At 74.8% G+C, this 24,845-nt stretch carries 19 protein-coding genes; 15 read left to right on the top strand and 4 right to left on the bottom strand.

Features of this window, described 5'->3' with window-relative positions; translation table 11 throughout:
• Window positions 1-60: 60 nt before the first annotated feature.
• From F1D97_RS09500 to F1D97_RS09510, 3 genes are all read left to right on the top strand, one after another.
• Window positions 61-816, top strand: a complete 756-nt coding sequence (locus F1D97_RS09500; RefSeq protein WP_236120285.1) for an SDR family oxidoreductase — start codon at window positions 61-63, stop codon at window positions 814-816.
• Window positions 817-950: 134 nt separating this feature from the next.
• On the top strand, window positions 951-2,840 hold the full coding sequence (locus F1D97_RS09505; RefSeq protein ID WP_236120286.1) for an ABC transporter ATP-binding protein: 1,890 nt from the start codon (window positions 951-953) through the stop codon (window positions 2,838-2,840).
• Window positions 2,837-4,672: an ABC transporter ATP-binding protein gene (locus F1D97_RS09510; protein WP_236120287.1), complete on the top strand. Its 1,836-nt coding sequence runs from the start codon at window positions 2,837-2,839 to the stop codon at window positions 4,670-4,672. Before F1D97_RS09505 ends, F1D97_RS09510 begins: the two co-directional genes overlap by 4 nt.
• Window positions 4,673-4,712: 40 nt before the next feature.
• Here F1D97_RS09510 and F1D97_RS09515 read toward each other — a convergent pair whose 3' ends face one another.
• Together F1D97_RS09515 and F1D97_RS09520 are read right to left on the bottom strand one after the other, a co-directional pair.
• Window positions 4,713-5,483 carry a MerR family transcriptional regulator gene (locus tag F1D97_RS09515; protein WP_236120288.1) on the bottom strand — a complete coding sequence of 257 codons (771 nt, stop codon included), beginning with the start codon at window positions 5,481-5,483 and terminating at the stop codon, window positions 4,713-4,715.
• A gap of 91 nt (window positions 5,484-5,574) precedes the next feature.
• Window positions 5,575-6,225: an HAD hydrolase-like protein gene (locus tag F1D97_RS09520; protein ID WP_236120289.1), complete on the bottom strand. Its 651-nt coding sequence runs from the start codon at window positions 6,223-6,225 to the stop codon at window positions 5,575-5,577.
• A 119-nt stretch (window positions 6,226-6,344) separates the two neighbouring features.
• On the opposite strand from F1D97_RS09520, the gene F1D97_RS09525 reads away from it, so the two are divergent.
• On the top strand, window positions 6,345-7,358 hold the full coding sequence (locus tag F1D97_RS09525; RefSeq protein ID WP_236120290.1) for an aminoglycoside phosphotransferase family protein: 1,014 nt from the start codon (window positions 6,345-6,347) through the stop codon (window positions 7,356-7,358).
• A gap of 65 nt (window positions 7,359-7,423) precedes the next feature.
• Here F1D97_RS09525 and F1D97_RS09530 read toward each other — a convergent pair whose 3' ends face one another.
• Complete coding sequence (locus F1D97_RS09530) at window positions 7,424-8,095, bottom strand: HAD hydrolase-like protein (RefSeq protein ID WP_236120291.1); 672 nt, start codon at window positions 8,093-8,095, stop codon at window positions 7,424-7,426.
• Window positions 8,096-8,425: 330 nt separating this feature from the next.
• Between F1D97_RS09530 and ileS the strand changes: the two genes are divergently transcribed.
• Window positions 8,426-11,722: an isoleucine--tRNA ligase gene (gene ileS / locus F1D97_RS09535; RefSeq protein WP_236120292.1), complete on the top strand. Its 3,297-nt coding sequence runs from the start codon at window positions 8,426-8,428 to the stop codon at window positions 11,720-11,722.
• Window positions 11,723-11,779: 57 nt separating this feature from the next.
• Here the strand turns inward: ileS and F1D97_RS09540 are convergent, their stop codons facing one another.
• A complete protein-coding gene (locus tag F1D97_RS09540; protein ID WP_236120293.1) occupies window positions 11,780-12,898 on the bottom strand; it encodes a right-handed parallel beta-helix repeat-containing protein in 1,119 nt (372 codons plus the stop codon).
• Window positions 12,899-13,037: 139 nt separating this feature from the next.
• On the opposite strand from F1D97_RS09540, the gene F1D97_RS09545 reads away from it, so the two are divergent.
• From F1D97_RS09545 to F1D97_RS09590, 10 genes are all read left to right on the top strand, one after another.
• Entirely contained in the window at window positions 13,038-14,432 is a 1,395-nt protein-coding gene (locus F1D97_RS09545) for a bifunctional folylpolyglutamate synthase/dihydrofolate synthase (RefSeq protein WP_236120294.1), read from the top strand.
• Window positions 14,433-14,622: 190 nt separating this feature from the next.
• Window positions 14,623-15,618, top strand: coding sequence for a dihydroxyacetone kinase subunit DhaK (gene dhaK, locus F1D97_RS09550; RefSeq protein WP_236120295.1), 996 nt, complete (start codon window positions 14,623-14,625; stop codon window positions 15,616-15,618).
• A gap of 64 nt (window positions 15,619-15,682) precedes the next feature.
• Window positions 15,683-16,324 carry a dihydroxyacetone kinase subunit DhaL gene (dhaL, locus tag F1D97_RS09555; RefSeq protein ID WP_236120296.1) on the top strand — a complete coding sequence of 214 codons (642 nt, stop codon included), beginning with the start codon at window positions 15,683-15,685 and terminating at the stop codon, window positions 16,322-16,324.
• Window positions 16,325-16,329: 5 nt separating this feature from the next.
• Window positions 16,330-17,106 (top strand): dihydroxyacetone kinase phosphoryl donor subunit DhaM, encoded by a 777-nt coding sequence (gene dhaM / locus F1D97_RS09560; protein ID WP_236123554.1) that lies wholly within the window; start codon window positions 16,330-16,332, stop codon window positions 17,104-17,106.
• Window positions 17,107-17,174: 68 nt separating this feature from the next.
• A complete protein-coding gene (locus F1D97_RS09565) occupies window positions 17,175-17,918 on the top strand; it encodes a TetR/AcrR family transcriptional regulator (protein WP_236120297.1) in 744 nt (247 codons plus the stop codon).
• Window positions 17,919-17,999: 81 nt separating this feature from the next.
• Window positions 18,000-19,757 (top strand): MDR family MFS transporter, encoded by a 1,758-nt coding sequence (locus F1D97_RS09570; RefSeq protein ID WP_236120298.1) that lies wholly within the window; start codon window positions 18,000-18,002, stop codon window positions 19,755-19,757.
• Window positions 19,754-20,173, top strand: coding sequence for a DUF4233 domain-containing protein (locus tag F1D97_RS09575; protein WP_236120299.1), 420 nt, complete (start codon window positions 19,754-19,756; stop codon window positions 20,171-20,173). Before F1D97_RS09570 ends, F1D97_RS09575 begins: the two co-directional genes overlap by 4 nt.
• Before the next feature lie 106 nt (window positions 20,174-20,279).
• Window positions 20,280-20,705: a nucleoside-diphosphate kinase gene (gene ndk, locus F1D97_RS09580; RefSeq protein ID WP_236120300.1), complete on the top strand. Its 426-nt coding sequence runs from the start codon at window positions 20,280-20,282 to the stop codon at window positions 20,703-20,705.
• 97 nt (window positions 20,706-20,802) lie between these two features.
• Window positions 20,803-24,378: a chromosome segregation protein SMC gene (smc, locus tag F1D97_RS09585; RefSeq protein ID WP_236120301.1), complete on the top strand. Its 3,576-nt coding sequence runs from the start codon at window positions 20,803-20,805 to the stop codon at window positions 24,376-24,378.
• 91 nt (window positions 24,379-24,469) lie between these two features.
• The gene (locus F1D97_RS09590; protein WP_236120302.1) at window positions 24,470-24,805 is read left to right on the top strand and encodes a hypothetical protein; all 336 of its coding nucleotides are present in this window, start codon (window positions 24,470-24,472) and stop codon (window positions 24,803-24,805) included.
• Window positions 24,806-24,845 lie beyond the last annotated feature (40 nt).

Genomic DNA, 24,845 nt, shown 5'->3' on the forward strand with positions numbered 1-24,845 from the left:
CCGCCGCACCGACGGCCCGCGGGCGAACCCGCACCCGCGCAGTCGACCCCAGGAGCCACCATGACCAGCACCCTCCGCCGCGTCGTCGTCACGGGCGCGTCGTCCGGCATCGGCGCGGCGACCGTGCGCCGCCTGCGCGCGGACGGCTGGGACGTCGTCGCGACCGCGCGCCGCGCGGACCGGCTCGAGGCGCTGGCCGCGCAGACGGGCGCCGAGGCGTTCGTCGCGGACGTCACGTCGGACGACGACGTCGCGGCGCTCGTCGAGCACGTGCGCGCGACCGGCGGGCTCGACGCGGTGGTCAACAACGCGGGCGGCGCGTTCGGACTCGACCCCGTGGAGTCGGGCGACCTCGCGCAGTGGCGCGCGATGTACGAGCTCAACGTGCTCGGCACGCTGCGGGTCACGCAGGGCCTGCTGCCGCTGCTGCGCGAGCGCGGGGCGGGGGACGTGCTCGTCGTGACGTCGACCGCGGCGCACGGCGCGTACCCCGGCGGCGCGGGCTACACGGGTGCGAAGTCCGCGGAGCACCTGCTGGTCGAGACGCTGCGCTGGGAGATCGTCGGCCAGCCGGTCCGGGTCATCGAGATCGCGCCCGGTGCGGTGGCGACCGAGGAGTTCTCGCTCGTGCGGTTCGACGGCGACGCCGAGCGGGCCGCGGCGGTGTACGAGGGGTACCAGCCGCTCGTCGCCGACGACGTCGCGGACACGATCGCGTGGTCGCTCTCGCGGCCCGCGCACGTGAACGTCGACCTGCTGGTCGTGCGGCCGCGCGCGCAGGCGAACAACACGACGGTCGCGCGCACGGGGGTCTGACCGGCGCGCACGTCGTGCCGATCCCACCCCGCGCCGCGCCCACCCCGCGCCGCGCCCACCCCGTGCCGCGCCCACCCCGTGAGACGCCGGCGTCCGCGGGTGGGTCCGTCGGCGGTGCGACGTAGTGTGACGGGATGCCCCCGGTTCGTCCCTCGCGCAGCGTGCTCCTGCGCCTCGTGCACTGGGGGCGTCCGGCTGTCCCGCGCATCGTCGTCGGCGGCCTGACGGCGCTCGGCGCGAGCCTGCTCGCGCTCGCGGTGCCGCAGGTGCTGCAGGGCGTGGTCAACGGCCCGCTGCTGACGAGCCGCTCGCGCACCGGGGTCGTCGAGGCCGCACTCCTGGTGCTGCTGCTCGGCGTGCTCGAGGCGTTCCTCGTGTGGTGCCGCCGCGCGCTGATCCTCACACCCGGCACGGGCGTCGAGCTGGCGATGCGCCGCGACCTGTTCCGCCGTCTGCTCGACCTGCCGGTCGAGTTCCACGACCGGTGGTCGGGCGGGCAGCTTCTGTCGCGCTCGATGGGGGACCTGTCGGTCATCCGGCGGTGGATGGTGTTCGGCCTGGTCATGCTGTGCGTGAGCGCGACGACGGTCGTGGTCGGCGTCGGCCTGATGATCGCGACCGCGCCCGTGCTGGGTCTGGTGTACCTCGTGGGCGCGGTGCCGGTGGTCTGGCTCGGCTTCCGGTTCCGGCAGGACTACAAGGTCGTCGCGCGCCGCGCACGCGACCAGGCGGGCGACCTCGCGACGACCGTCGAGGAGTCGGTGCACGGCATCCGCGTGCTCAAGGCGTTCGGCCGCGGCGAGGACGCGCTGGACGACTTCGTCCGCCAGGCCGACGAGCTGCGCGCGACCGAGGTCGCCAAGGCGCGCACGCAGTCGCGCGTGACGTTCGCGCTCGGTGCGATCCCCGAGGCGGTTCTCGCGGTGTCGCTCGCGGTCGGCGTGCCGCTCGCCGCCGCGGGGCACGTGACGGTCGGGGCGCTCGTCGCGTTCTTCGCGACCGCGGCGATCGTCAACGCGCCCGTCGAGCGCCTGGGCCACCTGCTGGCGATGACGCTCGACGCGCGGGCCGCCACGGAGCGGTTCGTGCAGGTCGTCGACACGGTCCCCACGGTGCAGGACCCCGCGCTCCCGGTGCCCCTGCCGCCGCGGCCGGCGGGCGGTTCGCTCGTCGAGCTCGTCGGCGTGCACTTCGCGCACGCGACGCGCGGGTCCGCGCCGGGCGCGGAGGTGCTCGCGGGCGTCGACCTGCGCCTCGAGCCGGGCACGACGACCGCGCTCGTCGGCCTCACCGGCAGCGGCAAGACGACGCTGCTCCAGCTCGTCCCGCGCCTCTACGACGTCACGGCGGGCGCGGTGCGCGTCGACGGCGTCGACGTGCGGGACGTGACGCGCGCCGAGCTGCGCGCCGCGGTCTCGGTCGCGTTCGAGGACCCGATCCTGTTCTCCGCGTCCGTGCGCGAGAACGTGCTGCTCGGCGCGCCGGCCGACCTGCCGGCCGACGAGGCGGAGGACCTGCTGCAGCGCTCGCTCGACGTGGCGCGCGCGGGCTTCGCGCGTGACCTGCCCGACGCCCTGGCCACCGTCATCGGCGAGGAGGGGCTCAGCCTGTCCGGCGGGCAGCGCCAGCGCGTCGCGCTCGCGCGCGCGATCGCCGTGCGCCCCCGCGTGCTCCTGCTCGACGACCCGCTGTCGGCGCTCGACGTCAGCACCGAGGCGGAGGTCACCGCGCGGCTGCGCGAGGTGCTCGCGGGCACGACGACGCTCGTCGTCGCGCACCGACCGTCGACCGTCGCGCTCGCGGACCGCGTCGCGGTGCTCGAGGGCGGCCGGGTCACGGGCGTCGGCACGCACGCCGAGCTGCTCGCGACGCACGCGCACTACCGCTACGTGCTCACGGCCCTCGAGGCGGAGGACGACGACGCGCGCGCGACGGCCCGGGCCGCGCAGGACGCGCAGGTGCGCGAGGACGAGGAGCTCGTGGCCGACGAGGTCGCCGACGAGACGGTGGAGGTCGTCCGATGACGGCCCCCACGAGCCCGGCCCCGGCGAGCCCCGCATTCGCGACCGCGGCGTCCGACGACCTGCTCGAGGACCCGCGCGTCGTGCGCCGACGCTCGCTCGGCCTGCTCGGCTCGCTGCTGCGGCCCGTCGCGCGCCCCGCGTGGTGGACGGTCGCGCTCGTCGTGCTCGCGCAGCTCGCCGTGGTCGCGGGGCCCGCGCTCGTCGCGTTCGGCGTCGACTCCGCGCTGCCCGCGCTCGCGGACGACGGCGACGCGCGTCCGCTCGTGCTCGCCGCGGGCGTCTACCTCGTGCTCGCGGTCGGGGGAGGGCTGCTGTCGGCGCAGGTGGTGCGTGCGTCGGCGCGCGTGAGCCAGGCGGTGCTGCTCGACCTGCGGGGCCGGCTGTTCCGGCACACGCAGCGCCTGAGCCTGGAGTTCCACGAGCGGTACACCTCGGGCCGGATCATCTCCCGTCAGACGTCCGACACGGACGCGCTGCGCGAGCTGCTCGACGGCGGCGTCACGACGCTCGCCTCGAGCGGGCTCGCGATGGTGTTCACCGCGACGTCGCTCGCGCTGCTCGACTGGCGCAGCGGCCTGGTGCTGCTCGTCGCGGTGGTGCCGGGCGTGGTGCTCACGCGTTGGTTCCAGCTGCGCTCGCAGACGCAGTACCGCCTCAACCGCACCGCGGTCGCGCGGGTGATCGTGCGGTTCGTCGAGACGATGACGGGCATCCGCGCGGTCCAGGCGTTCCGCCGCGAGCAGGCCGCCGACCGCGTGTACGGCGACGAGGCCGAGGTGTACCGCCGCACGACGGCCGAGGCGATCCGCGTCAACGGCGTGTTCGACACGGGCCTGACGCTGATCGGGAACGTCACCGTGGCGGCGGTGCTGCTCGTGGGCGGGCTGCGCGTGCTCGACGAGGGCCTGGACGTGGGCGTGCTCGTCGCGGCGGTGCTGTACGCGCGGCGCTTCTTCCAGCCGCTGCAGCAGATCGGCATGTTCTACAACTCGTTCCAGTCGGCGACGGCGGCGCTCGAGAAGCTGTCCGCGCTGCTCGCGCAGGAGCCGTCGGTGCCGGACCCCCAGCACCCGGTCGCGCTGCGCGAGGTGCGTGGCGACGTGCGGTTCGCGGGCGTGGAGTTCGGGTACGGCGACGGCCCGAGCGTGCTGCCGGCGCTCGACCTGCACGTGCCCGCGGGGCAGTCGCTCGCGCTCGTCGGCGAGACCGGTGCGGGCAAGTCCACGGTCGCCAAGCTGCTGGCGCGGTTCTACGACGTCCGCGCGGGCGCGGTGCTGCTCGACGGCGTCGACGTGCGCGACGTCGCGCCCGACGACCTGCGCCGCGCCGTCGTCATGGTCACGCAGGAGGCGTACCTGTTCTCGGGGTCGGTCGCGGCGAACATCGCGCTCGGCCGCCCGGACGCGTCGCGCGCCGAGATCGAGGCGGCGGCGCGCGCGGTCGGCGTGCACGACCTGGTCACGTCCCTGCCGGACGGCTACGACACGCTCGTCGACAAGCGCGGCGGGCGCCTGTCGGCGGGACAGCGCCAGCTCGTGTCGTTCGCGCGTGCGTTCCTGGCCGACCCGGCGGTGCTGATCCTGGACGAGGCGACGAGCTCGCTCGACGTGCCGGGGGAGGCGCTCGTGCAGCGCGGGCTGCGCACGCTGCTCGCGGGCCGCACCGCGGTGGTGATCGCGCACCGGTTGTCGACCGTCATGGGCTCGGACCGCGTGCTCGTCGTGGACGGCGGACGCGTGGTCGAGGACGGCCCGCCGGAGGTGCTCGCGACCGGGGGCGGTCGCTTCGCGGAGCTGTACGACGACTGGCAGGCGACGCTGCGCACGGACTGAGCCCGCGCGGGTGGTCCGTCCCGGTCGTCAGCCCTGGTCGTCAGCCCTGGTCGTCAGGCTGGTCGGCGGCCCACTCCTGCAGCGCGGCGCGCACGAACGCCGCGCCCTGCGGTCCGCCGTACGCGGCCGCGAACCGCTCGTCGGCGACGTACATGTCGGCCAGGCCGAGCACGTAGCCGACGAGCGCGTCGGGGTGGTCGTGCGCGGGCGTGCCCGGGATGGAGCGCAGCCACGCGACGTGCCGCTCGGCCAGTGCGCGCGCCTGCGGCGAGGCGGGGTCGGTGCCCGCCTGCGCGGCGGCGGCCCAGTCGGCGTTCAGGGCGCCCGTGCGCTCCTGCCAGGACGCGCGCTCGTCGTCGGGCATGCCGCGCCACCAGGCGTCCGAGCGCGCGTACGCGTCGGCGCCCCAGCGGCGCTCGACCTCCTCGCGGTAGGTCGTGTGGTCGAAGCCGTCCAGCAGGTCGTCGGCCATGAGGGGTTCTCCGTTCTCGCGTGCGGCGATCGTCCGCTCGACGGTCGCGACGAGGCGCGACAGCCGCTGCTGCTCGGTGCGCAGCGTGGTCAGGTGGCGGCGCAGGGCGGCGAGCTCGTCGCTCTCCTCGTCGAGGACGCGCGCGATCTCACCGAGCCCGAGGCCGAGCCGGCGCAGCAGCAGGATCCGCTGCAGCCGCACGAGCGCGTCCTCGTCGTACCAGCGGTACCCGTTGGCGGCGACGCGCGACGGCGGCAGCAGCCCCACGGCGTCGTAGTGACGCAGCGTACGGCTCGTCGTCCCGGCGAGCCGGGCGACCTCCTGGATCGACGCCTGCATCCCGACGACCTCCTGACGTGCGGACCTGCTCCACGGTAGAAGTTGACGTCGCGTCAAGGTCAAGCGTCCGCGACGAGCATCCGCGTGACGCTCACGCCGCGTCGAGGTACCCCAGCACGGCCGCGACGAGCGCGTCGGGGGAGTCGACGACCGCATGTGCGCCGGCCGTCTCGAGCTCGGCCCGGTCGCCGAAGCCCCACAGCACGCCCACGCAGTCGACGCCGTGCTCGCGCGCGCCCTCGACGTCGTGCACGCGGTCGCCGACCATGACGACCCGCGCGCCCTCGGGCAGGCTCGCGAGCGCGCGGCCGATGATCTGCCCCTTGGTCTCGCTCTCGTCGTCGGGCGCCCCGAACACCGCGTCCACCAGCGGCGCGAGGTCGAGGTGCGCGAGCACGGGCACGGCCGAGGCGTGCGGCTTCGCCGTCGCGACGACGAGCCGCGCCCCCGCGGCGCGCAGGTCGACGAGCGCGTCGCGCACGCCGTCGAACGCCTGCGCCATGAGGGTCCCGCGCTCGTCGAGCGCACGCTGGTAGCCGGCGACGAGCGCGGCCCGCAGCTCGTCGGGGACGCCGGCGCGCCGCACGGAGTCGTGGATGGGCGGCCCGATGAACGAGCGGAGCACGGCCTCGTCGGGCAGGTCGAGCCCGACGCCGCGGAAGCCGTCGGTGAGCGCGTGCAGCGCCCCGGGCCACGAGTCGATCAGGGTCCCGTCCAGGTCGAGCAGCACCACGCGTTCCACGCGGTGATCCTGCCACCCGGGAGGGCGCCCGCCGCGCGGGTGACCGTGTGAGAGCGATGTGCGCTGATGGGCACGTGGCGGCAACCTCGCTGCAACACCTGCTGCCTAGCGTGCGGGACGTGACGACCACCGCCGTCCGCGACCGCGTGCGCGACGACTTCGGGCTCGACGTCGAGACCCTCGAGCCCGTGACCACGCACGCCACCGCCCGGCTGTGGCGGGCGACCGTCGGGGCGTGCCGCTACGCGGTGCGCTGGACGTCGGCGACGACGCCCGCGGCGCAGGTCGCGCTCGCGCTGGCCCGCACGATCCCGCAGCGCCCGCAGGACGTCGTGCCCGGCCCGGCCGCGCTCGCCCCGCCGCTCCTCACGCGGCGCGGAGCCCCGGCGACGGACCACGACGGGGGGCGGTTGTCGGTCGCGCCGTGGCTCGACGGCCCGAACGGCCGCGACGTGCCGCTCACGCCGCCGCAGTGGACCGCGTTCGGCCGGCTCGTCGCGCGGGTGCACGCGCTCACGCCGACGAGCGTGCCCGGCCTGACGCGCGAGTCCTTCGACCCCGGGCCGGAGCTCGCGCGGGCCGCCGCGGTGGACGACGAGGTGGCGCGCGCGGCGCAGGGCGCGGCGGACGTGGTCACCGACGTGGTCACCGAGGTGGCCGCCGAGACGTGGCTCGCGGCCCGGCCCCGGACCGCCCTCGTGCGTGCCCGCGCGGAGCGCGTGGGGCACCGCCTGCGCGACCAGGGCCGCGACGTTCCGCTCGTCGTCTGCCACGCCGACGCCCACGTGGGTCACGTGGTCGCGACCGGCCCGCGCGACGTCGCGCTGCTGGACTGGGAGCGCGCGTACCTGGCACCCCCCGAGCACGACCTGCTCTTCGTGCTCGGGGGAGTGCTGCCCGGCCTGCCCGTGACGGTCGAGCAGTCGGCGGCGTTCTTCACCGGCTACGGCCGCGTCGACATCGACGCCGAGCGGCTCGCGTACGCCCGGTGCGTCCGCGCGCTGCAGGACCTGGCGGCCGCTGTGCGCACCGCGCTCGACGTCGAGGTCCCCGACGAGCGTCGCGTCGCCGCGCTCGGCGACCTGACCGGGCACCTCGGGCCGGGCGGCGTGGTCGCGGCCGCGCTCGAGTGAGACCGCGGGTCGACGCGAGCTCGTCGGGTCGCCGTCGCGTCGCCGTCGGGTCGCCGTCGGGAGAGTCAGGCGTACGCGCGCGCCAGCAGGTCGAGCGCGGCGCGCGGCAGGTCCGCGGTGTCGTCGACGAGCGCGTCGGCGTCGGCGAGCTCGCCGGGCTCGGCGTAGCCCCACGTGACCCCGAGGCACGGCAGGCCGTGCGCGTGCGCGCCCACGACGTCGTGGCTGCGGTCGCCGACCATGACCGCGGGCCCGTGGCCGGGCACGCTCGCGAGCGCGTCCGCGATGACGAGCGCCTTCGAGCTCGGCACCTCGTCGGGCGGGGCGCCGAACACGCCGTCCACGAGCGCGTCGACCCCCAGGTACGCGCACACCGGGTCGGCCCGGACCTGCGGCTTGGACGTGGCGACCAGCAGCGTGCAGCCCGCGGCGCGCAGCGCCCGCAACGCGTCCAGCACCCCGGGGTACGCGCGCGTCAGGCGCAGCGCGCCCGCGTCGTAGTGCGCGCGGTACGCGGTCAGCGCGTGCGGCACGAGCTCGTCGGGCACGCCGTGCGCGCGCAGGCTGTCCGGCAGCGGCGGGCCGACGAACGAGAGCAGCTCGGCGGGCGTGGGGACGGGCAGCCCGAGCGCGCGGTAGGCCACCGCGACGCTCGCGGTGATGCCGGGTGCGGACTCGCTGAGGGTGCCGTCGAGGTCGAGCAGCACGACGGGCGGGGCGCCGAGGTCGGTGGTCACAGTCGAGCACTATGCCAAGGACTGTCCGCGGGGCGTGGTCGGGGCCCTGGGCTACCCTGGTCGCACAGGCACCGATCCGGCCATCACCGGGGAGCCTCCGGAAGAACGGGTCGCCCGCACGGGCGGTCTCACTAGAACCGGACGGGTAGGCCCGTCACAGCCGTCACGAGTGGTCGACACGCCGTCGTCCGCCCGGTGCGACGCACCGGTCCGGGCACGACGAGCCGGCAAGCGGGGTGGTACCGCGGTGGTCCCGGGCGGTCCGGGGCGATCGTCCCCGTGGCCGAGCGACGCACGCACCAGCACGTGCCGACCACAGGAGACACCCCGGTGACCGATCGTCACTACCCGTTGCACCGCGACGAGCCCGTCGCGCCCTCTCCCGACCTGCCCGCGCTCGAGCGTGAGGTGCTCGCGCACTGGGAGGCCGACGGCACGTTCCAGGCGTCGATCGACCGGAGGGACGCGGGTGAGAACGGCAGCAACGAGTACGTCTTCTACGACGGCCCGCCGTTCGCCAACGGCCTGCCCCACTACGGGCACCTGCTGACGGGTTACGCCAAGGACGTCGTCCCGCGCTACCAGACGATGAAGGGCCGCCGCGTCGAGCGTCGGTTCGGCTGGGACACGCACGGTCTGCCCGCGGAGCTCGAGGCGCAGCGCCTGCTGGGCATCAAGGACAAGGCCCAGATCGAGGAGATGGGCATCGCGGCGTTCAACGCGGCGTGCCGCGACTCGGTGCTGAAGTACACCCAGGAGTGGCGCGAGTACGTGACGCGCCAGGCGCGCTGGGTCGACTTCGACAACGACTACAAGACGCTCGACGTCTCGTTCATGGAGTCCGTCATCTGGGGCTTCAAGCAGCTGTACGACAAGGGGCTGGCGTACGAGGGCTACCGCGTCCTGCCGTACTGCTGGGTCGACGAGACGCCGCTGTCGAACCACGAGCTGCGCATGGACGACGACGTGTACGCGAGCCGCCAGGACCCGGCGCTCACCGTCGGCGTGCGGCTCGAGTCCGGCGAGCTCGCGCTCGTCTGGACGACGACGCCGTGGACGCTGCCGAGCAACCTGGCGATCGCGGTCGGCCCCGACGTCGAGTACGTGACGGTCGAGCCCGCGCCCGACTCGCCGTTCGGCCAGGCGCACCCCGGCGAGCGCGTGCTGCTCGCGGCGCCGCGCCTCGCCGCGTACGCGCGCGAGCTCGGCGAGGCCACCGTCGTCGCGACCACGCTCGGCCGTGACCTCGCGGGCCGGCGCTACACGCCGCCGTTCGACTACTTCGTCGGGCACGAGAACGCGCACCAGGTGCTGGTCGCGGACTTCGTGACGACCGAGGACGGCTCGGGCCTGGTCCACCTCGCGCCCGCGTTCGGCGAGGACGACATGACGGCGTGCGACGCGGCGGGCATCGCCGCGGTCGTGCCGGTCGACGACGGGGGCCGGTTCACCGCGCTCGTCGGCGACTACGCCGGGCAGCAGGTGTTCGACGCGAACAAGCCGATCATCGCGGACCTCAAGGCGGGCACGGGCCCGCTCGAGCGCGTCGCGGCGGAGCGGCGCGCGCTCGTCGTGCGGCACGAGACGTACGAGCACTCCTACCCGCACTGCTGGCGCTGCCGGAACCCGCTGATCTACAAGGCGGTCTCGTCGTGGTTCGTGCGCGTCACGGACTTCCGCGACCGCATGGTCGAGCTCAACCAGGAGATCACCTGGGTCCCGGAGCACATCAAGGACGGCCAGTTCGGCAAGTGGCTGTCGGGTGCGCGCGACTGGTCCATCAGCCGCAACCGCTACTGGGGCACGCCGATCCCGGTGTGGGTCTCGGACGACCCGACGTACCCGCGTGTCGACGCGTACGGCTCGCTCGCCGAGCTCGAGCGCGACTTCGGGCGCGTCCCGACGAACGAGGCCGGTGAGCCGGACCTGCACCGCCCGTTCATCGACGAGCTCACGCGCCCGAACCCGGACGACCCGACGGGCGCCTCGACGATGCGCCGCATCCCGGACGTGCTCGACGTCTGGTTCGACTCGGGCTCGATGCCGTTCGCCCAGGTGCACTACCCGTTCGAGAACCGCGAGTGGTTCGAGCACCACTACCCGGGCGACTTCATCGTCGAGTACATCGGGCAGACGCGCGGCTGGTTCTACACGCTGCACGTGCTGGCCACGGCGATCTTCGACCGCCCGTCGTTCCGCAACGTCATGTGCCACGGGATCGTGCTGGGCGACGACGGCCGCAAGGCGTCCAAGTCGCTGCGCAACTTCCCGGACCCGGTCGAGATGTGGGACGTGTACGGCTCCGACGCGGTGCGCTGGTCGCTCATGTCGAGCCCGATCCTGCGCGGCGGGAACCTCATCGTCGCGGAGGAGGGCATCCGTGACGGCGTCCGCCAGGTGCTGCTCCCGCTGTGGAGCACGTACTACTTCTTCACGCTGTACGCGGGTGCCGCGAACGGCGGGGCGGGCCTGACGGCGCGCCTCGTCGACGAGCAGAGCGCGGGAGCGCTGCGCACGGCCGACCGTGACCTGCTGGCGCGCACGCGCGAGCTCGTCGTGGCGGTGACCGAGCGGCTCGACGAGTACGACGTGTCGGGGGCGTGCGAGGCGGTGCGCCAGCACCTCGACGTGCTGACGAACTGGTACGTGCGCACGCAGCGGCAGCGGTTCTGGGACGAGGACGCCGCGGCGTTCGACACGCTGTACACCGCGCTCGAGACGCTCACGCGCGTCATGGCCCCGCTCGCGCCGCTCGTCACGGAGGAGATCTGGCGCGGCCTGACCGGCGGGCGCAGCGTGCACCTGACGGACTGGCCGACCCCGCAGGAGATCGTGACGAGGCCCGGTCAGGGTGCGTCGAGCCTCGCGGACCACGCGGCCCCCACGGGCGCGGAGTTCACCGACGCCGAGCTCGTCGCCGCGATGGACCGCGTGCGCGAGATCGTCTCGACGACGCTCGGCCTGCGCAAGGCGAGCGGGCTGCGTGTGCGCCAGCCGCTGCGCGAGCTGCGCGTCGCGATCCCGTACCCGCGGCTCGCGCTGCCGTTCGCGGACCTCATCGCGTCCGAGGTCAACGTCAGGAACGTCGTCGTGCACTCCGTCGACGACGCGGCGGCCTCGGAGTACGGGGTGTGGACGCGGCTCGACGTGAACGCGCGTGCGGCCGGCCCGCGCCTCGGCAGGGCCGTGCAGGGCGTGATCCGTGCGGCCAAGGCGGGCGACTGGGAGCAGACGGCGGACGGCGTCGTCGTGCGCACGCCGGACGGCGACGTGCCGCTGCTCGAGACCGAGTACAAGCTCGTCGCGGCGGTGCGGGACGAGGAGGGCGACGAGGTCGCGGCCGCCGTGCTGCCCGAGCGCGGGTTCGTCGTGCTCGACATCGCGCTCGACGACGAGCTGCGCGCCGAGGGCTACGCGCGCGACGTGGTGCGTGCCGTGCAGGACGCGCGCAAGGCCGCCGGCCTGCACGTCGCGGACCGGATCGCGCTCGCGCTCACGGTCCCGGCCGAGCACGTCGCGGACGTCGAGGCGCACCGCGGCTTCGTGGCCGACGAGACGCTCGCGGTCCAGCTCACGGTGACGGCGGGCGCGGCGCTCGACGTCGCGGTCCGCAAGCACGAGGCCTGACCAGGACGGCGGCGCGGGAGCCCACCGTGGCCCCGCGCCGTCGTCCTGCGCCCGGGCTCAGCTGATCGTCGAGCCCGAGCGGACGAACTGCTTGCCCAGGTAGAAGATGCTGCGGTACTTGTACGTCCAGAACCGGGCACCCGTGTTCTTGGTGACCGTCGAGTCGGTGATCGTCAGCGTGCCCGTGCGGTCGTTGCTCACGTAGAACACGCCGGGTCCGCCCTCGGGCGCCACGTTGCCCTGGATGGTCGAGCGCTCGATCGTCACCGACTGGCGCGTGCCGTCGAAGTAGATCGCGCCGCCGTTGCCGCCCTGCCCGCTCGACGCGCCCGTCCCGGTCGCGGTGTTGCCCGTGAACGTCGAGTCGCGCACCAGCAGAGGTGCCTGCAGCGACGACACCGCGCCGCCGTTCGCGCACGCGTTGTCCTCGAACGTCGACTCCAGGACCCGCGCCGACTCCTTCTGGCCGACGACGCGGATCGCGCCGCCGCCCGCGTCGGAGTGCTTCTGCATGCAGTGGTTGTCGCGGAACGTGGCCCGCTGCACCGTGAGCCGCCCGCCGCGCATCGCGATCGCGCCGCCGCCGCCCCCGCCGCCGACGGACGCCTTGCCCGACGGCGTGCTGCTCGCGTCGCCGCGCGTGAACGTGATGTCCTTGACCAGCACGTACGGCGTGGTCTGGGTGTCGCAGTGCGCGTCGAGCCAGCCGAACGACTTCTCGCACGTGTTGGCGTACAGGATCCCGCGCGCGCCCTTGCCCGAGAGCGTGACCTTGCCGCCGCCGTCGAGCACGAGCTGCTGCACGACCTTCGCCTTCGGGTCCTGCCACGGGTGCTTGCACGTGGTGGTGTTGCACACGAACAGCGTGCGGTCGAGCGCGATCGTCACCTTCTTCGGTCCGCAGTCGAAGCGCACGGTGCCGCCGGACTTCACGGCGTACGCGAGCGCGGCGGGCGTGCAGGACGCGGGCGTGCCGGTGCCGACGACCTTGACGACGGCGGCCGTGCCGGGGGTGGCGGCCGACGCGGTCGCGGCGAGCGCAGCGGGCGCGGCGAGCGCAGCGGTCGCGGCGAGCGCAGCGGTCGCGACGAGCACGGCGGAGCCGACGAGCGCGGCCGCGCGGGTGCGGCGGGCACGGCGCCCGCGGCGGGACGACGAGCGGGGGGCGGTCATCATGCGCCGACGGTAGCCGCAGCGCCACGCACCCGGGAACGGCCGGACGGACGACCGCGGCCCTCGCGCGCACCGCACGGCAGAATGGCCGCATGACCCCTCGCGCCGCCCTCGTCGTCCCCTGTGCCCTCGAGGTCGCCCGGTGAGCCCCGCCGACCGCGCACGGCGCGAGGCCGACCGTCGCGCCGCCGAGCGCGCCCGGGCCGCGCGCGAGGAGGCCGACGCGGTCTACCGCGAGATCCTGCGCCGCACGCCCGAGCACGAGCTCGACCCGTCGTTCCGCCGCGTGCAGGAGGTGTGCGAGCTCCTCGGCGACCCGCAGCGCGCCTACCGCGTCGTCCACCTGACCGGGACCAACGGCAAGACGTCGACGAGCCGCATGGTCGAGCGGCTCCTGCGCGAGCACGGCCTGCGCACCGGGCGGTTCACGAGCCCGCACCTCACGCGCGTCAACGAGCGCATCGCGGTCGACGGCGAGCCGATCGACGACGAGACGTTCGTCGCGACGTACCGCGACGTCCTGCCGTACGTCGAGATGGTCGACGCGCGCTCCGCCGAGCGCGGCGAGCCGCAGCTGTCGTTCTTCGAGGTGTTCGTCGTCATGGCGTTCGCGGCGTTCGCGGACGCGCCGGTGGACGTCGCGGTCGTCGAGGTGGGCATGGGCGGCTCGTGGGACGCGACGAACGTCGCGGACGGCGAGGTCGCGGTCATCACGCCCGTCGGTATGGACCACGACCGGTGGCTCGGGGACACGCTCGTCGAGATCGCCGAGGTCAAGGCGGGGATCGTCAAGGACGGCGCGACCCTCGTGCTCGCGGAGCAGGACGAGGAGGTCGAGGGCGTGGTCCTCGCCGTCGCGGCAGAGCGCGGGGCGCGCGTCGTGCGCGAGGGCGTCGACATCGCGGTGGTCGAGCGTCAGGTCGCCGTGGGCGGGCAGATGCTCACGCTGCGGGGCCTGGGCGGCGTGTACGCGGACGTGTTCCTCCCGCTGCACGGCGAGTTCCAGGCCCACAACGCGCTGCTCGCGCTCGTCGCGACCGAGGCGCTGCTGACCGGCGGGGGAGCGCTCGACGGCGACGTGGTCGGCGCCGCGTTCGCGGACGTCACCTCGCCCGGGCGGCTCGAGGTGGTGCGGTCGAGCCCGACCGTGCTGGTCGACGGCGCGCACAACCCGGCGGGTGCCACGGCCCTGGTCTCCTCGCTCGACGAGGCGTTCGCGTTCCAGCGCGTCGTCGGCGTGGTCGGCGTCATGGCGGACAAGGACCCCGAGGGCATCCTGTCGGTGCTCGAGCCGGAGCTCGCCGAGGTGGTCGTCACGCAGGCGTCCACGTCGCGCGCGCTGCCCGCCGACGAGCTCGCGCAGGTCGCCGTCGACGTGTTCGGCGAGGACCGCGTGCACGTGGTCGAGCGGCTCGACGACGCGGTGGCGCTCGCGGTCGAGCGCGCCGAGTCCGAGGTCGAGCGCGGCGCCGCCGTGCTCGTGACGGGGTCGATCCTGCTCGTCGCGGAGGCGCGCATCCTGCTCGGCCGTCCCTGACCGCTGCGACCCCGGGAACGGGGTCGCCGGTCACCCGTCGGTGCGGCCCGTGCACAAACGTGCAACGCTCGTGCACGCCCGCCACTTGCCGCGCCGCAGGCCCGACGCGAAGGTGAGGGACGAGCGGGGGCGTTGGTCGACCCGGGCCCGGGACGGGACCGGACGAGGGCCCAGAGACAGGAGAGCGGGAGTGAAGAAGCTCATCAACGACCCGGCACAGGTGGTCAGCGAGACGCTCGACGGGTTCGGTGCGGCGCACGCGGACGTGGTCGCCGTCCACCACGACCCGGACTACGTCACGCGGGCCGGCGGTGCCGTGAGCGGCAAGGTCGGGCTCGTCAGCGGCGGCGGCAGCGGGCACGAGCCGCTGCACGCGGGCTTCGTCGGCGCGGGGATGCTCGACGCGGCCGTGCCGGGCGCGGTGTTCACGAGCCCGACGCCCGACCAGATCCTGCCGGCGCTGCAGGCCGCCGACGCGGGCGCGGGCGTGCTCGCGATCGTCAAGAACTACACGGGCGACGTGCTCAACTTCGAGACCGCCGTCGAGCTCGCCGAGGCCGAGGACGTCGCGGTGCGCACGGTCGTCGTCGACGACGACGTCGCGGTGCAGGACTCGCTGTACACGGCCGGGCGGCGCGGGGTCGCGGGCACGGTCGCGGTCGAGAAGATCGCGGGCGCGGCCGCGGAGCGCGGCGACGACCTCGACGCGGTCGAGGCCGTGGCGCGCAAGGTCGTCGCGAACGTCCGCTCCATGGGCGTGGCGCTCACGGCGTGCACCGTCCCGCACGCGGGCAAGCCGTCGTTCGACCTGCCCGAGGACGAGATCGAGATCGGCATCGGCATCCACGGCGAGCCCGGCCGCCGGCGCATCCCGCTCGCGAGCGCCGACGAGATCACCGAGCTGCTGCTCACCCCGGTCGTCGACGACCTCGGGCTCGCCTCCGGCGAGGACGTCCTGCTGTTCGTCAACGGGATGGGCGGCACGCCCGCGTCCGAGCTGTACATCGTCTACCGCAAGGCGCGCGCGCTGCTCGAGGAGCGGGGCGTGAACGTCACGCGCTCGCTCGTCGGGAACTACGTGACGTCGCTGGAGATGCAGGGTGCGTCGGTCACGGTGCTGCGGCTCGACGGCGAGCTCACCACCCTGTGGGACGCCCCCGTGCACACCACGGCCCTGCGCTGGTGACCCGGTCGGCAGTGCGAGGATGACCGGGGCAACCCCTGGCAGGGACCGACTTCGAGGAGGTGGCATGGCGCTGGACGTGGCGTGGGCCGTGGACTGGGTGCGCGAGAGCGCCCGGACGGTCGTCGAGCACCGTGACGAGCTGGTCGAGCTCGACCGGCAGATCGGCGACGGCGACCACGGCGAGAACCTCAAGCGCGGGTTCACCGCCGTCGTGGGCAAGCTCGACGCGCTCGCGGAGCCGCCCGCCGCGGTCGGTGACGTGCTGAAGCTCGTCGCGACCACCCTCATGTCGACCGTCGGTGGCGCCGCGGGCCCCTTGTACGGGACCGCGTACCTGCGCGCCGCGAAGGCCACCGCCGTCCCCGCGCTCGACCCCGCGGGTGTCGTCGCGCTCGTCGAGGCCGCGCTCGACGGCGTCGTGGCGCGCGGCAAGGCCACGACGGGCGAGAAGACGATGGTCGACGCCTGGTCGCCCGCGGCCGAGGCCGCCGCGGCGTCCGCCGCCGCGGGCGGTGACCCGGTCGCGGTGCTGACCGCGGCGGCGCACGCGGCGGCCGAGGGTGCGGACTCGACCGTGCCGCTCGTCGCGACCAAGGGCCGCGCGAGCTACCTCGGCGAGCGCTCGGCCGGCCACCTGGACCCCGGCGCCCGCTCGACGCAGCTGCTGCTCGAGGCGGCGGTCGTGGCCGCCGGGCGGGCGTCGTGACGACGGTGCCCGACGAGCGCGCCGCCGACGGGCCCGACGAGGAGCCGCGCACGCTCGCCGCGGTCGCGCTCGTGCTCGTCTCGCACTCGGAGGCGCTCGCGGCGGGGGCCGCCGAGCTCGCGGGCCAGATGGCCCCGGGCGTGCTGATCGTGCCCGCCGGCGGGCTCGAGGGCGGCGGCCTGGGCACGGACTACGGCCGCGTCGAGGCTGCGCTCGCGCGCGCGGCCGAGGGCGGACGGTCGGTGGCCGTGCTCGCGGACCTCGGCTCCGCGGGGCTGACCACCGAGTCCGTGCTGGAGCTCGCCGAGCCGGACCTCGCGGCGCGCGTGCGCGTCGCGGACGGACCGTTCGTCGAGGGTGCCGTCGCCGCCGCGGTGACGGCGCACGGCGGCGCCGACCTGACGGGCGTGCTCGCGTCCGTCGCCCATGCGGGGTCGATCTTCGGTTCCGCTCCCACCTCGGACAGCTCAGGAGGATCCGTGCCCGGTCAGACCGTCGACACGACGGACGAGGTCGACGCGGGCGGAGTGGTGCGTGCGACGCGCACGCTGCTCAACCCGCTCGGCCTGCACGCGCGGCCCGCGGCGGTCGTCGCCCGGATGCTCGCAGGCTTCGACGCGACGGTCTCGGTCAACGGCGTGAACGCCGCGAGCGTGCTCGAGCTCATGAAGCTGGGCGCGACGCAGGGCGCGGAGCTGCACGTCGAGGCGAGCGGGCCGCAGGCGCAGGCCGCGGTCATGGCGCTCACGGACGCGATCGACGCGGGGTTCGGCGAGATCTGATCGCGGGCGTGACGCACGTCGCAGGAAATGCATCGACTGCAAAGTTGCAGTCGATGTAATCTCGCCGGGTGATCGACGCCCGTCCCGCTGCGCCCACGCAGCCCGCGCAGCCTGCGCAGCCCGGGGCCCCGCCCGAGCACCACGGGCGGCCCACGCTGGCGGAGCTCGCGCGTGCGCTCGAGCCCACGGGCGACGTCGGGCTGCGCGAGCGCAAGAAGCGCGCGCGACGCGAGGCCCTCATCGACGCCACGCACCGGCTCGTCGCGCGCGACGGGCTCGACGCCGTCACGGTCGAGGCCATCTGCGAGGCCGCGGGCGTGTCCACCCGCACGTTCTTCAACTACTTCGAGTCGAAGGACGACGCCGTGCTCGGGCACGCGCCGTGGGTCCTGTCGACACCCGCGACCGGCACGTTCGTCGACGGCGGACCCACGGGCGACCTGCTGACCGACCTGCAGGAGCTGCTCGCCGACGCGATGCGACACCCGCCCATGGGGCAGGAGCGCTTCCTGCGCACCCTCGAGCTGGCGTCGCACGACCCGCGGCTGCTCGCGCGGCACATCGCGTGGGTCGAGGCGCACCGCACCCAGATGGCCGAGCTCGTCACCGAGCGTCTCGCCACCGAGCGTCTCGCCACCGAGCGCCTCGCCACCGCCGACGACCGCGCGCCGGCCGTCGACCCGGACGTCGTCGCGTCGCTCGCGCTGTTCCTCGTGCACTCGACCGCGATGCGCTGGGAGGCGAGCCCGGGCACCGACCCGCGCACGCACCTCGCGGCGCTCGTCGACGGCCTGCGCGCGCTCGTCGTGTGACCCACCGACGCCTCTCGGCGTCCGACCCCCGCTCCCGGACCGTCCCTCGGCCCGGGCCGTACGACCCTGAACGAGGTACCCATGGCCGTGGCCACCACGCCCGAGCAGACGAGCGGCGCACCGCTCGTCGTGCTCACCCAGCGCCGAGTCTGGCTGATCTTCGGCGCGCTCCTCGCGAGCATGTTCCTGTCCTCGCTCGACCAGTCCATCGTCGGCACCGCGATGCCGACGATCGTCGGCGAGCTCGACGGCGTGGCCCACCAGGGCTGGGTCGTGACCGCGTACATCCTGGCGATCGCGATCGTCATGCCGCTCTACGGCAAGTTCGGCGACATCTGGGGCCGGCGCTGGCCGTTCCTCGTCGCGATCGGCCTGTTCACGCTCGCGTCGGCCGGCGCGGGCTTCGCGCAGTCGTTCGGCGAGCTCGTGTTCTGGCGCGGCGTGCAGGGCCTCGGCGGCGGCGGTCTGATGATCCTGTCGCAGGCGATCATCGCGGACATCGTCCCCGCCAAGGACCGCGGCAAGTACATGGGGCCGATGGGCGCGCTGTTCGGCATCGCGGCCGTGATCGGCCCGCTGCTCGGCGGCCTGTTCACGCAGCACGCCGACTGGCGCTGGTGCTTCTGGATCAACATCCCGATCGGCATCGCGGCCTTCGTCACCGCGTGGGTGACGCTGCAGCTGCCGTCGCACCGCTCGGAGCGGCCGGTCGACGTCGCGGGGATCTTCTTCCTGGTCGTCGCGACGTCGGGCCTGGTGCTCGCGAGCTCGTGGACCTCGTTCTCGGGCAACCGCGACTACGACTGGTCGGACCAGCGCCTCGTCGCGCTCGTCGCCGGCACGGTCCTCGCGATCGTCGCGTTCGTCGTCGTCGAGCTGCGGTTCGCGCGGGACCCGATCCTGCCGCTGCGGCTGTTCCGCAACCCGACGTTCACGATCGCCACGCTCATCGGCTTCATCCTGGGTGCGGGCATGTTCGCGGCGCTCGCGTTCCTGCCGACGTTCCTGCAGATGTCCACGGGCGTGGGGGTCACGGAGTCCGGGTTCCTGCTGCTGCCGATGATGGCGGGCGTCATGCTCACCGCGATCGGCTCGGGCGTCGCGATCACGAAGACCGGCCGCTACAAGATCTACCCGGTCGTCGGCCTGCTCGTGACCGCGCTCGGCCTGATGTGGCTCACGCGCATCACGGGAGACATGTCGCTCGTGCTGTTCGGCGCGATGATCTTCGTCCTCGGCGCCGGCATGGGCCTGGTGATGCAGACGATCGTGCTCGCGGTGCAGAACGCGGTCGACCCGCACGAGCTCGGCACCGCGACGAGCGCGAACAACTTCTTCCGCGAGATCGGCGCGGCCGTCGGGACGGCGATCTTCTCGACGATCTTCACCACCGCGCTGTTCGCGAAGCTGACCGACGTGTTCGCCGGTGCCCCGGAGGGCGGCGCCGGCGCCTCCGACATCACACCGGAGGCCGTCGCAGCGCTGCCCGAGCCCTACAAGTCCGGCGTGATCGACGCGTTCGCGAGCACGCTCGCCCCGTCGTTCTGGTACTTCGTGCCGCTCGTGCTCATCGGGCTCGTGCTCGCGCTGTTCCTCAAGGAGGTCACGCTCTCCGACGTGGCCGGCATGGTCGCGCGCGGCGAGGCCGTGGCCGCCGACGGGTCGGGCGCACCGTCCGCGACGGTCGTCGACGAGCTCACCGAGCACGTCGAGACCGTGGCCGAGGGCACGGCCGAGGGCACGGCCGAGGGCACGGCCGAGGGCACGGCCGAGGGCACGGCCGAGGACTCGGTCCGGGGCACGGTCGACGACGAGCGCGCGGGTAGCCTGGGCCGGTGACGTCCCCTGCGCCGGCCGTGCGCCGCAAGCGACCCGCGAAGCCGCAGTTCACCCAGACGATCCTCGTGCTGGAGGCGTGCTGCGTGCTGTTCGCGACCCTCGTGGCGTACGGCCTGCGCGTGGCCCCGACGCCCGTCGTGTGGGCCGTCGGGGGCGGGCTCGCCCTCCTGCTGGTGGTCGCGTCCGGCCTGGTCACGCGCCGCGGCGGGTACCTCGTCGGCTGGGTGCTGCAGGGCTGGCTCGTCGCGGCGGCGATCGTCCTGCCGGCGGTCGCGCGTGACATCGCGGTGCTCGTCGCGCTCGTGTTCGTCGGGCTGTGGGTCGCGGCGCTGCGGATCGGCGGGCGCATCGACCGGGAGCGCGCCGAGTACGACGCCGCGCACCCGTTCGAGCCGGGCGGCACCGCCACGGCCTGACCCCGTGCGCCCGACGACGGACCCGGACGAGACGTGACGAAGGTGACGTCCGACGAGCGTGGACGACCGGGCCGTCGGGCGGCCGCCCGACACTAGGGTGGGCGCCATGACCGTCTCGCAGCGCACCCTCGTCCTCGTCAAGCCCGACGGCGTCGCGCGCGGCCACGTGGGGGAGGTCCTGCGTCGCATCGAGGCGAAGGGCTACACGCTCGTCGCGCTCGAGCTGCGCCGGGCGACGCCCGAGCTGCTCGCGGAGCACTACGCCGAGCACGCGGGCAAGCCGTTCCTCCAGCCGCTCGTCGACTTCATGCTCTCGGGACCGGTCGTCGCGGCCGTGGTCGAGGGCCAGCGGGTCGTCGAGGGCTTCCGCTCGCTCGCCGGTGCGACCGACCCGACGACGGCGGCGCCCGGCACCATCCGCGGCGACCTCGCGCGCGACTGGGGCAAGAAGGTCATCGAGAACATCGTGCACGGCTCGGACTCCCCGGAGTCGGCCGAGCGGGAGATCGGGCTCTGGTTCCCGAACCTGTGACATCCCGGACGGGCCGGACGGGGGCGCGCGCCCCGGTCCGGCCCGTTCGCCGTCCACGTCCCCGGCTCGGGACCGCGCGCCACCTACACTCGCGGACGTGCACCTCAAGACGTTGACCCTGCGCGGGTTCAAGTCGTTCGCCTCGGCGACGACGTTGAGCTTCGAGCCGGGCGTCACGTGCGTCGTCGGGCCGAACGGGTCCGGCAAGTCGAACGTCGTCGACGCGCTCGCATGGGTCATGGGGGAGCAGGGCGCGAAGTCGCTGCGCGGCGGCAAGATGGAGGACGTCATCTTCGCGGGCACCGCGGGGCGTCCTCCGCTGGGCCGCGCCGAGGTGTCGCTGACGATCGACAACACCGACGGCGCGCTGCCGATCGAGTACACCGAGGTCACGATCAGCCGGACGCTGTTCCGCAACGGCGGCTCGGAGTACGCGATCAACGGGCAGGGCTGCCGCCTGCTCGACATCCAGGACCTGCTCTCGGACTCCGGCCTGGGCCGCGAGATGCACGTGATCGTCGGGCAGGGCCAGCTCGACGCGGTGCTGCGCGCGACGCCCGAGGAGCGGCGCGGGTTCATCGAGGAGGCCGCGGGCGTCCTCAAGCACCGCAAGCGCAAGGAGAAGGCGCTGCGCAAGCTCGACGCGATGCAGGCCAACCTCACGCGCCTGGGAGACCTGACCGCCGAGATCCGCCGCCAGCTCGGACCGCTCGGCCGGCAGGCGGAGGTCGCCCGCAAGGCCGCGGTGGTGCAGGCGGACCTGCGCGACGCCCGCGCCCGCCTGCTCGCGGACGACCTCGCGCAGCTCACCGCGCAGCTCGAGCAGGAGATCGCCGACGAGACCGCGGTCGCGCGCCAGCGCGAGCAGGTGGAGGCCGCGCTCACGCAGACGCGCGCCCGCCTCGCGACGCTCGAGCGCGAGGCGGCCGAGGCCGCACCGGCCCTCTCGGAGGTCAGCGAGGTCTGGTACCGGCTGTCGTCGCTGCGCGAGCGCCTGCGCGGCACCGCGTCGCTCGCGGCGGACCGCGTGCGGCTGCTCGGTTCGGCGGCGCCCGAGCGCACGGACGGTCGGGACCCCGACGACCTCGCGGCGCAGGCCGAGCGCGTGCGTCAGGCCGAGGCGGAGCTCGCCGCGGAGGTGGACCTCGCGCGCGGCGCGCTCGAGGCGGCGGTCGCCGCGCGCCAGGAGGTCGAGCAGCAGGCGGCCGACGCCGAGAAGGAGCTCGCGACCGCGCTGCGCGGTGCCGCGGACCGCCGCGAGGGCGTGGCGCGGCTCGCGGGCCAGGTCGCGGCGCGGCGCAGCCGCGTCGAGGCGACGCAGGCCGAGCTCGGCCGCCTGCGCGAGTCGCTCGTCGCGGCCGAGCGCCGCGGCGCCGAGGCGACCGCGCAGTTCGCGGCGCTCGAGTCGCAGGTCGCGGGTGCGGAGGAGGGCGAGGAGGGCCTCGACGCCGCGCACGAGTCGGCGGCCGAGGCGCTCGAGGCCGCCACCACGCGCCTCGCGGAGCTCACCGAGGACCTGGCCGCGGCCGAGCGCGAGCGCGCCAACCAGGAGTCGCGCGCCGAGACGCTCGAGCTCAGCCTCACGCGCAAGGACGGCGCGGGAGCGCTGCTCGCGGCGGACTCGCTGCCCGGGACCATCGGCTCGGTCGCGGCGCTGCTCGCGGTCGACGAGGCGGACGAGGAGGCGGTGGTCGCCGCGCTCGGCGCGACGGCCGACGCGGTCGCGGTCGAGTCGCTCGAGGCGGCGGTCGACGCGATCCGCTGGCTGCGCACGGAGGACGCAGGTCGCGCGAGCCTGCTCGTCGGCGGCGGGACGTCCGCGGCGCACTCCCTCCCGACGGACCTCCCGACGGACCTGCCCGCAGGTGCCGTGCGCGCGGTCGACCTGGTCCGAGCGCCCGAGAACGTGCGCGGCACGGTGCACGCGCTGCTCGCGGACGTCGTCGTGGTCGACGACCTCGCGGGGGCGCGCGCGGTGCTCGCGCAGGCGCCCGACCTCGTCGTCGCGACGCGCGCCGGCGACGTCCTGTCGGCGACGCGCGCGTCGGGCGGCTCGGCGAGCGCGCCGAGCGCGCTGCACCTGCAGGCCGCGCTCGACCAGGCTCGCCAGGCGGCGCAGGCCGCGACGGCCGACGCCGAGCGCCTGCGGTTCGAGGTCACGCGGGCCACGCAGGACAAGGCCGAGGCCCGCACGCGGTACGACGAGACGCTCGAGCGGCTCAACGAGTCCGACGCGCAGCTCGCGGCGGTCGCCGAGCAGCTCGGCAACCTGGGCTCGACGGCGCGCGCCGCGAAGGCCGAGGCGGAGCGTGTGCAGGCGTCGCTCGACGCGGCGTCCCGCACGCTCGAGGAGGACACGGCGCAGCTCGCCGAGCTCACGGCGCGGCTGGCCGCCGCCGAGGTCGAGCCGGTCGAGAGCGAGGCGCAGATCACGCAGGGCACGGCCCGCCGGGACACGCTGCTGGAGGCCGCCACGAGTGCGCGCCAGCGCGAGACGGAGGCCCGGCTGACGCTGCGCACGGCCGAGGAGCGGGCCCGCGCGCTGGCGGGGCGTGCCGAGTCGCTCGAGCGTGCGGCCCGCACCGAGCGTGTGGCCCGGGAGCGCGCCGCCGAGCGCGAGCGCGAGCGGGCACGCCAGGCCGCCGTCGCGGAGGCGGTGCGCGAGGGCGCCACGCGAGCCCTGGCGCTGCTGGAGGGCTCGCTGCGGCGGGCGTCCGACGAGCGCGAGTCCGCCGAGGCTGCCCGCGCGCGGCGCGACGAGGCGATCTCGGCGGCGCGCGTGACCGTCGAGCAGCAGGCCGCGGAGCTGGGGCGGCTGACCGACGTCGCGCACCGCGACGAGGTCGCGCGCACCCAGCAGCGGCTGCGCATCGAGCAGCTCGAGACGCGCGCGGTCGAGGAGCTCGGGCTCGACCCGGCGGTGCTGCTGGACGAGTTCGGTCCGCACCGTGACGTGCCCGTCGTCGTCGCTCCCGGCACCGAGCCGGACCCCGACGCCCCGACGCACGTGCCGTACGTGCGCGAGCAGCAGGAGAAGCGGCTGCGCGCCGCCGAGCGCGCTCTCTCGCTCCTGGGCCGGGTCAACCCGCTCGCGCTCGAGGAGTTCGCCGCGCTCGAGGAGCGGCACAAGTTCCTCGCCGACCAGCTCGCGGACCTCAAGAAGTCCCGCGCCGACCTGCTCGAGATCGTCAAGGAGATCGACGAGCGCGTCGAGCAGGTGTTCGCGGAGGCCTACCGGGACACCGCGGCGGCGTTCGACGACGTGTTCCCGCGCCTGTTCCCGGGCGGCGAGGGCCGGCTCGTCCTGACCGACCCGGGCGACATGCTCACCACGGGCATCGAGGTCGAGGCACGTCCCGCGGGCAAGAAGGTCAAGCGGCTGTCGCTGCTGTCGGGCGGTGAGCGTTCGCTGACCGCGGTCGCGCTGCTCGTCGCGATCTTCAAGGCCCGGCCCAGCCCGTTCTACGTCATGGACGAGGTCGAGGCCGCGCTCGACGACGCGAACCTCGGGCGGCTCCTGGAGATCTTCCGCGAGCTGCAGGAGGACTCGCAGCTCATCGTCGTGACGCACCAGAAGCGCACCATGGAGATCGCCGACGCGCTGTACGGCGTGACCATGCGCGGGGACGGCGTGACGACCGTCGTGAGCCAGCGGATGAGGGACTCCGCCTGACGCGCACGCGGGCGTGAAGATCGTGTGTGGGAACGCGAGCGAAGTCCTCCCACGGAGGGCGTTCCCGCGAGCACCGGGCGACACTTGTCCCGTGCTTCCCGTCATCATCGGAATCCTCGTCGCCCTCGTCGTGGCGGGTGTCGTGCTGCTCGTCGCCAGCGCGTCCGACGCTGACGACCGTCGCGACGACGAGTCGCCCCTGCAGGCGTTCCGCCGCGGCTGGAGGGCGCGCAAGAACCCCGCCCCGGACCAGGTCGACGCCGCGATCGCCGCCGAGGCCGAGCCCGTCGACCTGTCGCTCGCCGACTTCCTGCGCGCGACCGCCGAGCAGGGCGAGGGCTACCTGCACGTCGACGACCTGCAGGCCGGTCTGCACCGCGCCCGTGAGAAGGCCGCGCGCGCGAACCCGCTGCGCCGCCACGGCTGACCCCGCGCCGCCCCGGGAGCCGGGCGACGCGGGGCCGTGC

Origin of the sequence: Cellulomonas palmilytica (genome assembly GCF_021590045.1) — a bacterium.
Classification (GTDB): Bacteria; Actinomycetota; Actinomycetes; order Actinomycetales; family Cellulomonadaceae; genus Cellulomonas; species Cellulomonas palmilytica.

Excerpts from the sequence above, each read along its gene's own strand:
- F1D97_RS09500 (WP_236120285.1), top strand. The coding sequence starts at position 61 with ATGACCAGCACCCTCCGCCGCGTCGTCGTCACGGGCGCGTCGTCCGGC.
- F1D97_RS09505 (WP_236120286.1), top strand. The coding sequence starts at position 951 with ATGCCCCCGGTTCGTCCCTCGCGCAGCGTGCTCCTGCGCCTCGTGCAC.
- F1D97_RS09510 (WP_236120287.1), top strand. The coding sequence starts at position 2,837 with ATGACGGCCCCCACGAGCCCGGCCCCGGCGAGCCCCGCATTCGCGACC.
- F1D97_RS09515 (WP_236120288.1), bottom strand. The coding sequence starts at position 5,483 with ATGCAGGCGTCGATCCAGGAGGTCGCCCGGCTCGCCGGGACGACGAGC.
- F1D97_RS09540 (WP_236120293.1), bottom strand. The coding sequence starts at position 12,898 with ATGATGACCGCCCCCCGCTCGTCGTCCCGCCGCGGGCGCCGTGCCCGC.
- dhaL (WP_236120296.1), top strand. The coding sequence starts at position 15,683 with ATGGCGCTGGACGTGGCGTGGGCCGTGGACTGGGTGCGCGAGAGCGCC.
- F1D97_RS09570 (WP_236120298.1), top strand. The coding sequence starts at position 18,000 with ATGGCCGTGGCCACCACGCCCGAGCAGACGAGCGGCGCACCGCTCGTC.
- ndk (WP_236120300.1), top strand. The coding sequence starts at position 20,280 with ATGACCGTCTCGCAGCGCACCCTCGTCCTCGTCAAGCCCGACGGCGTC.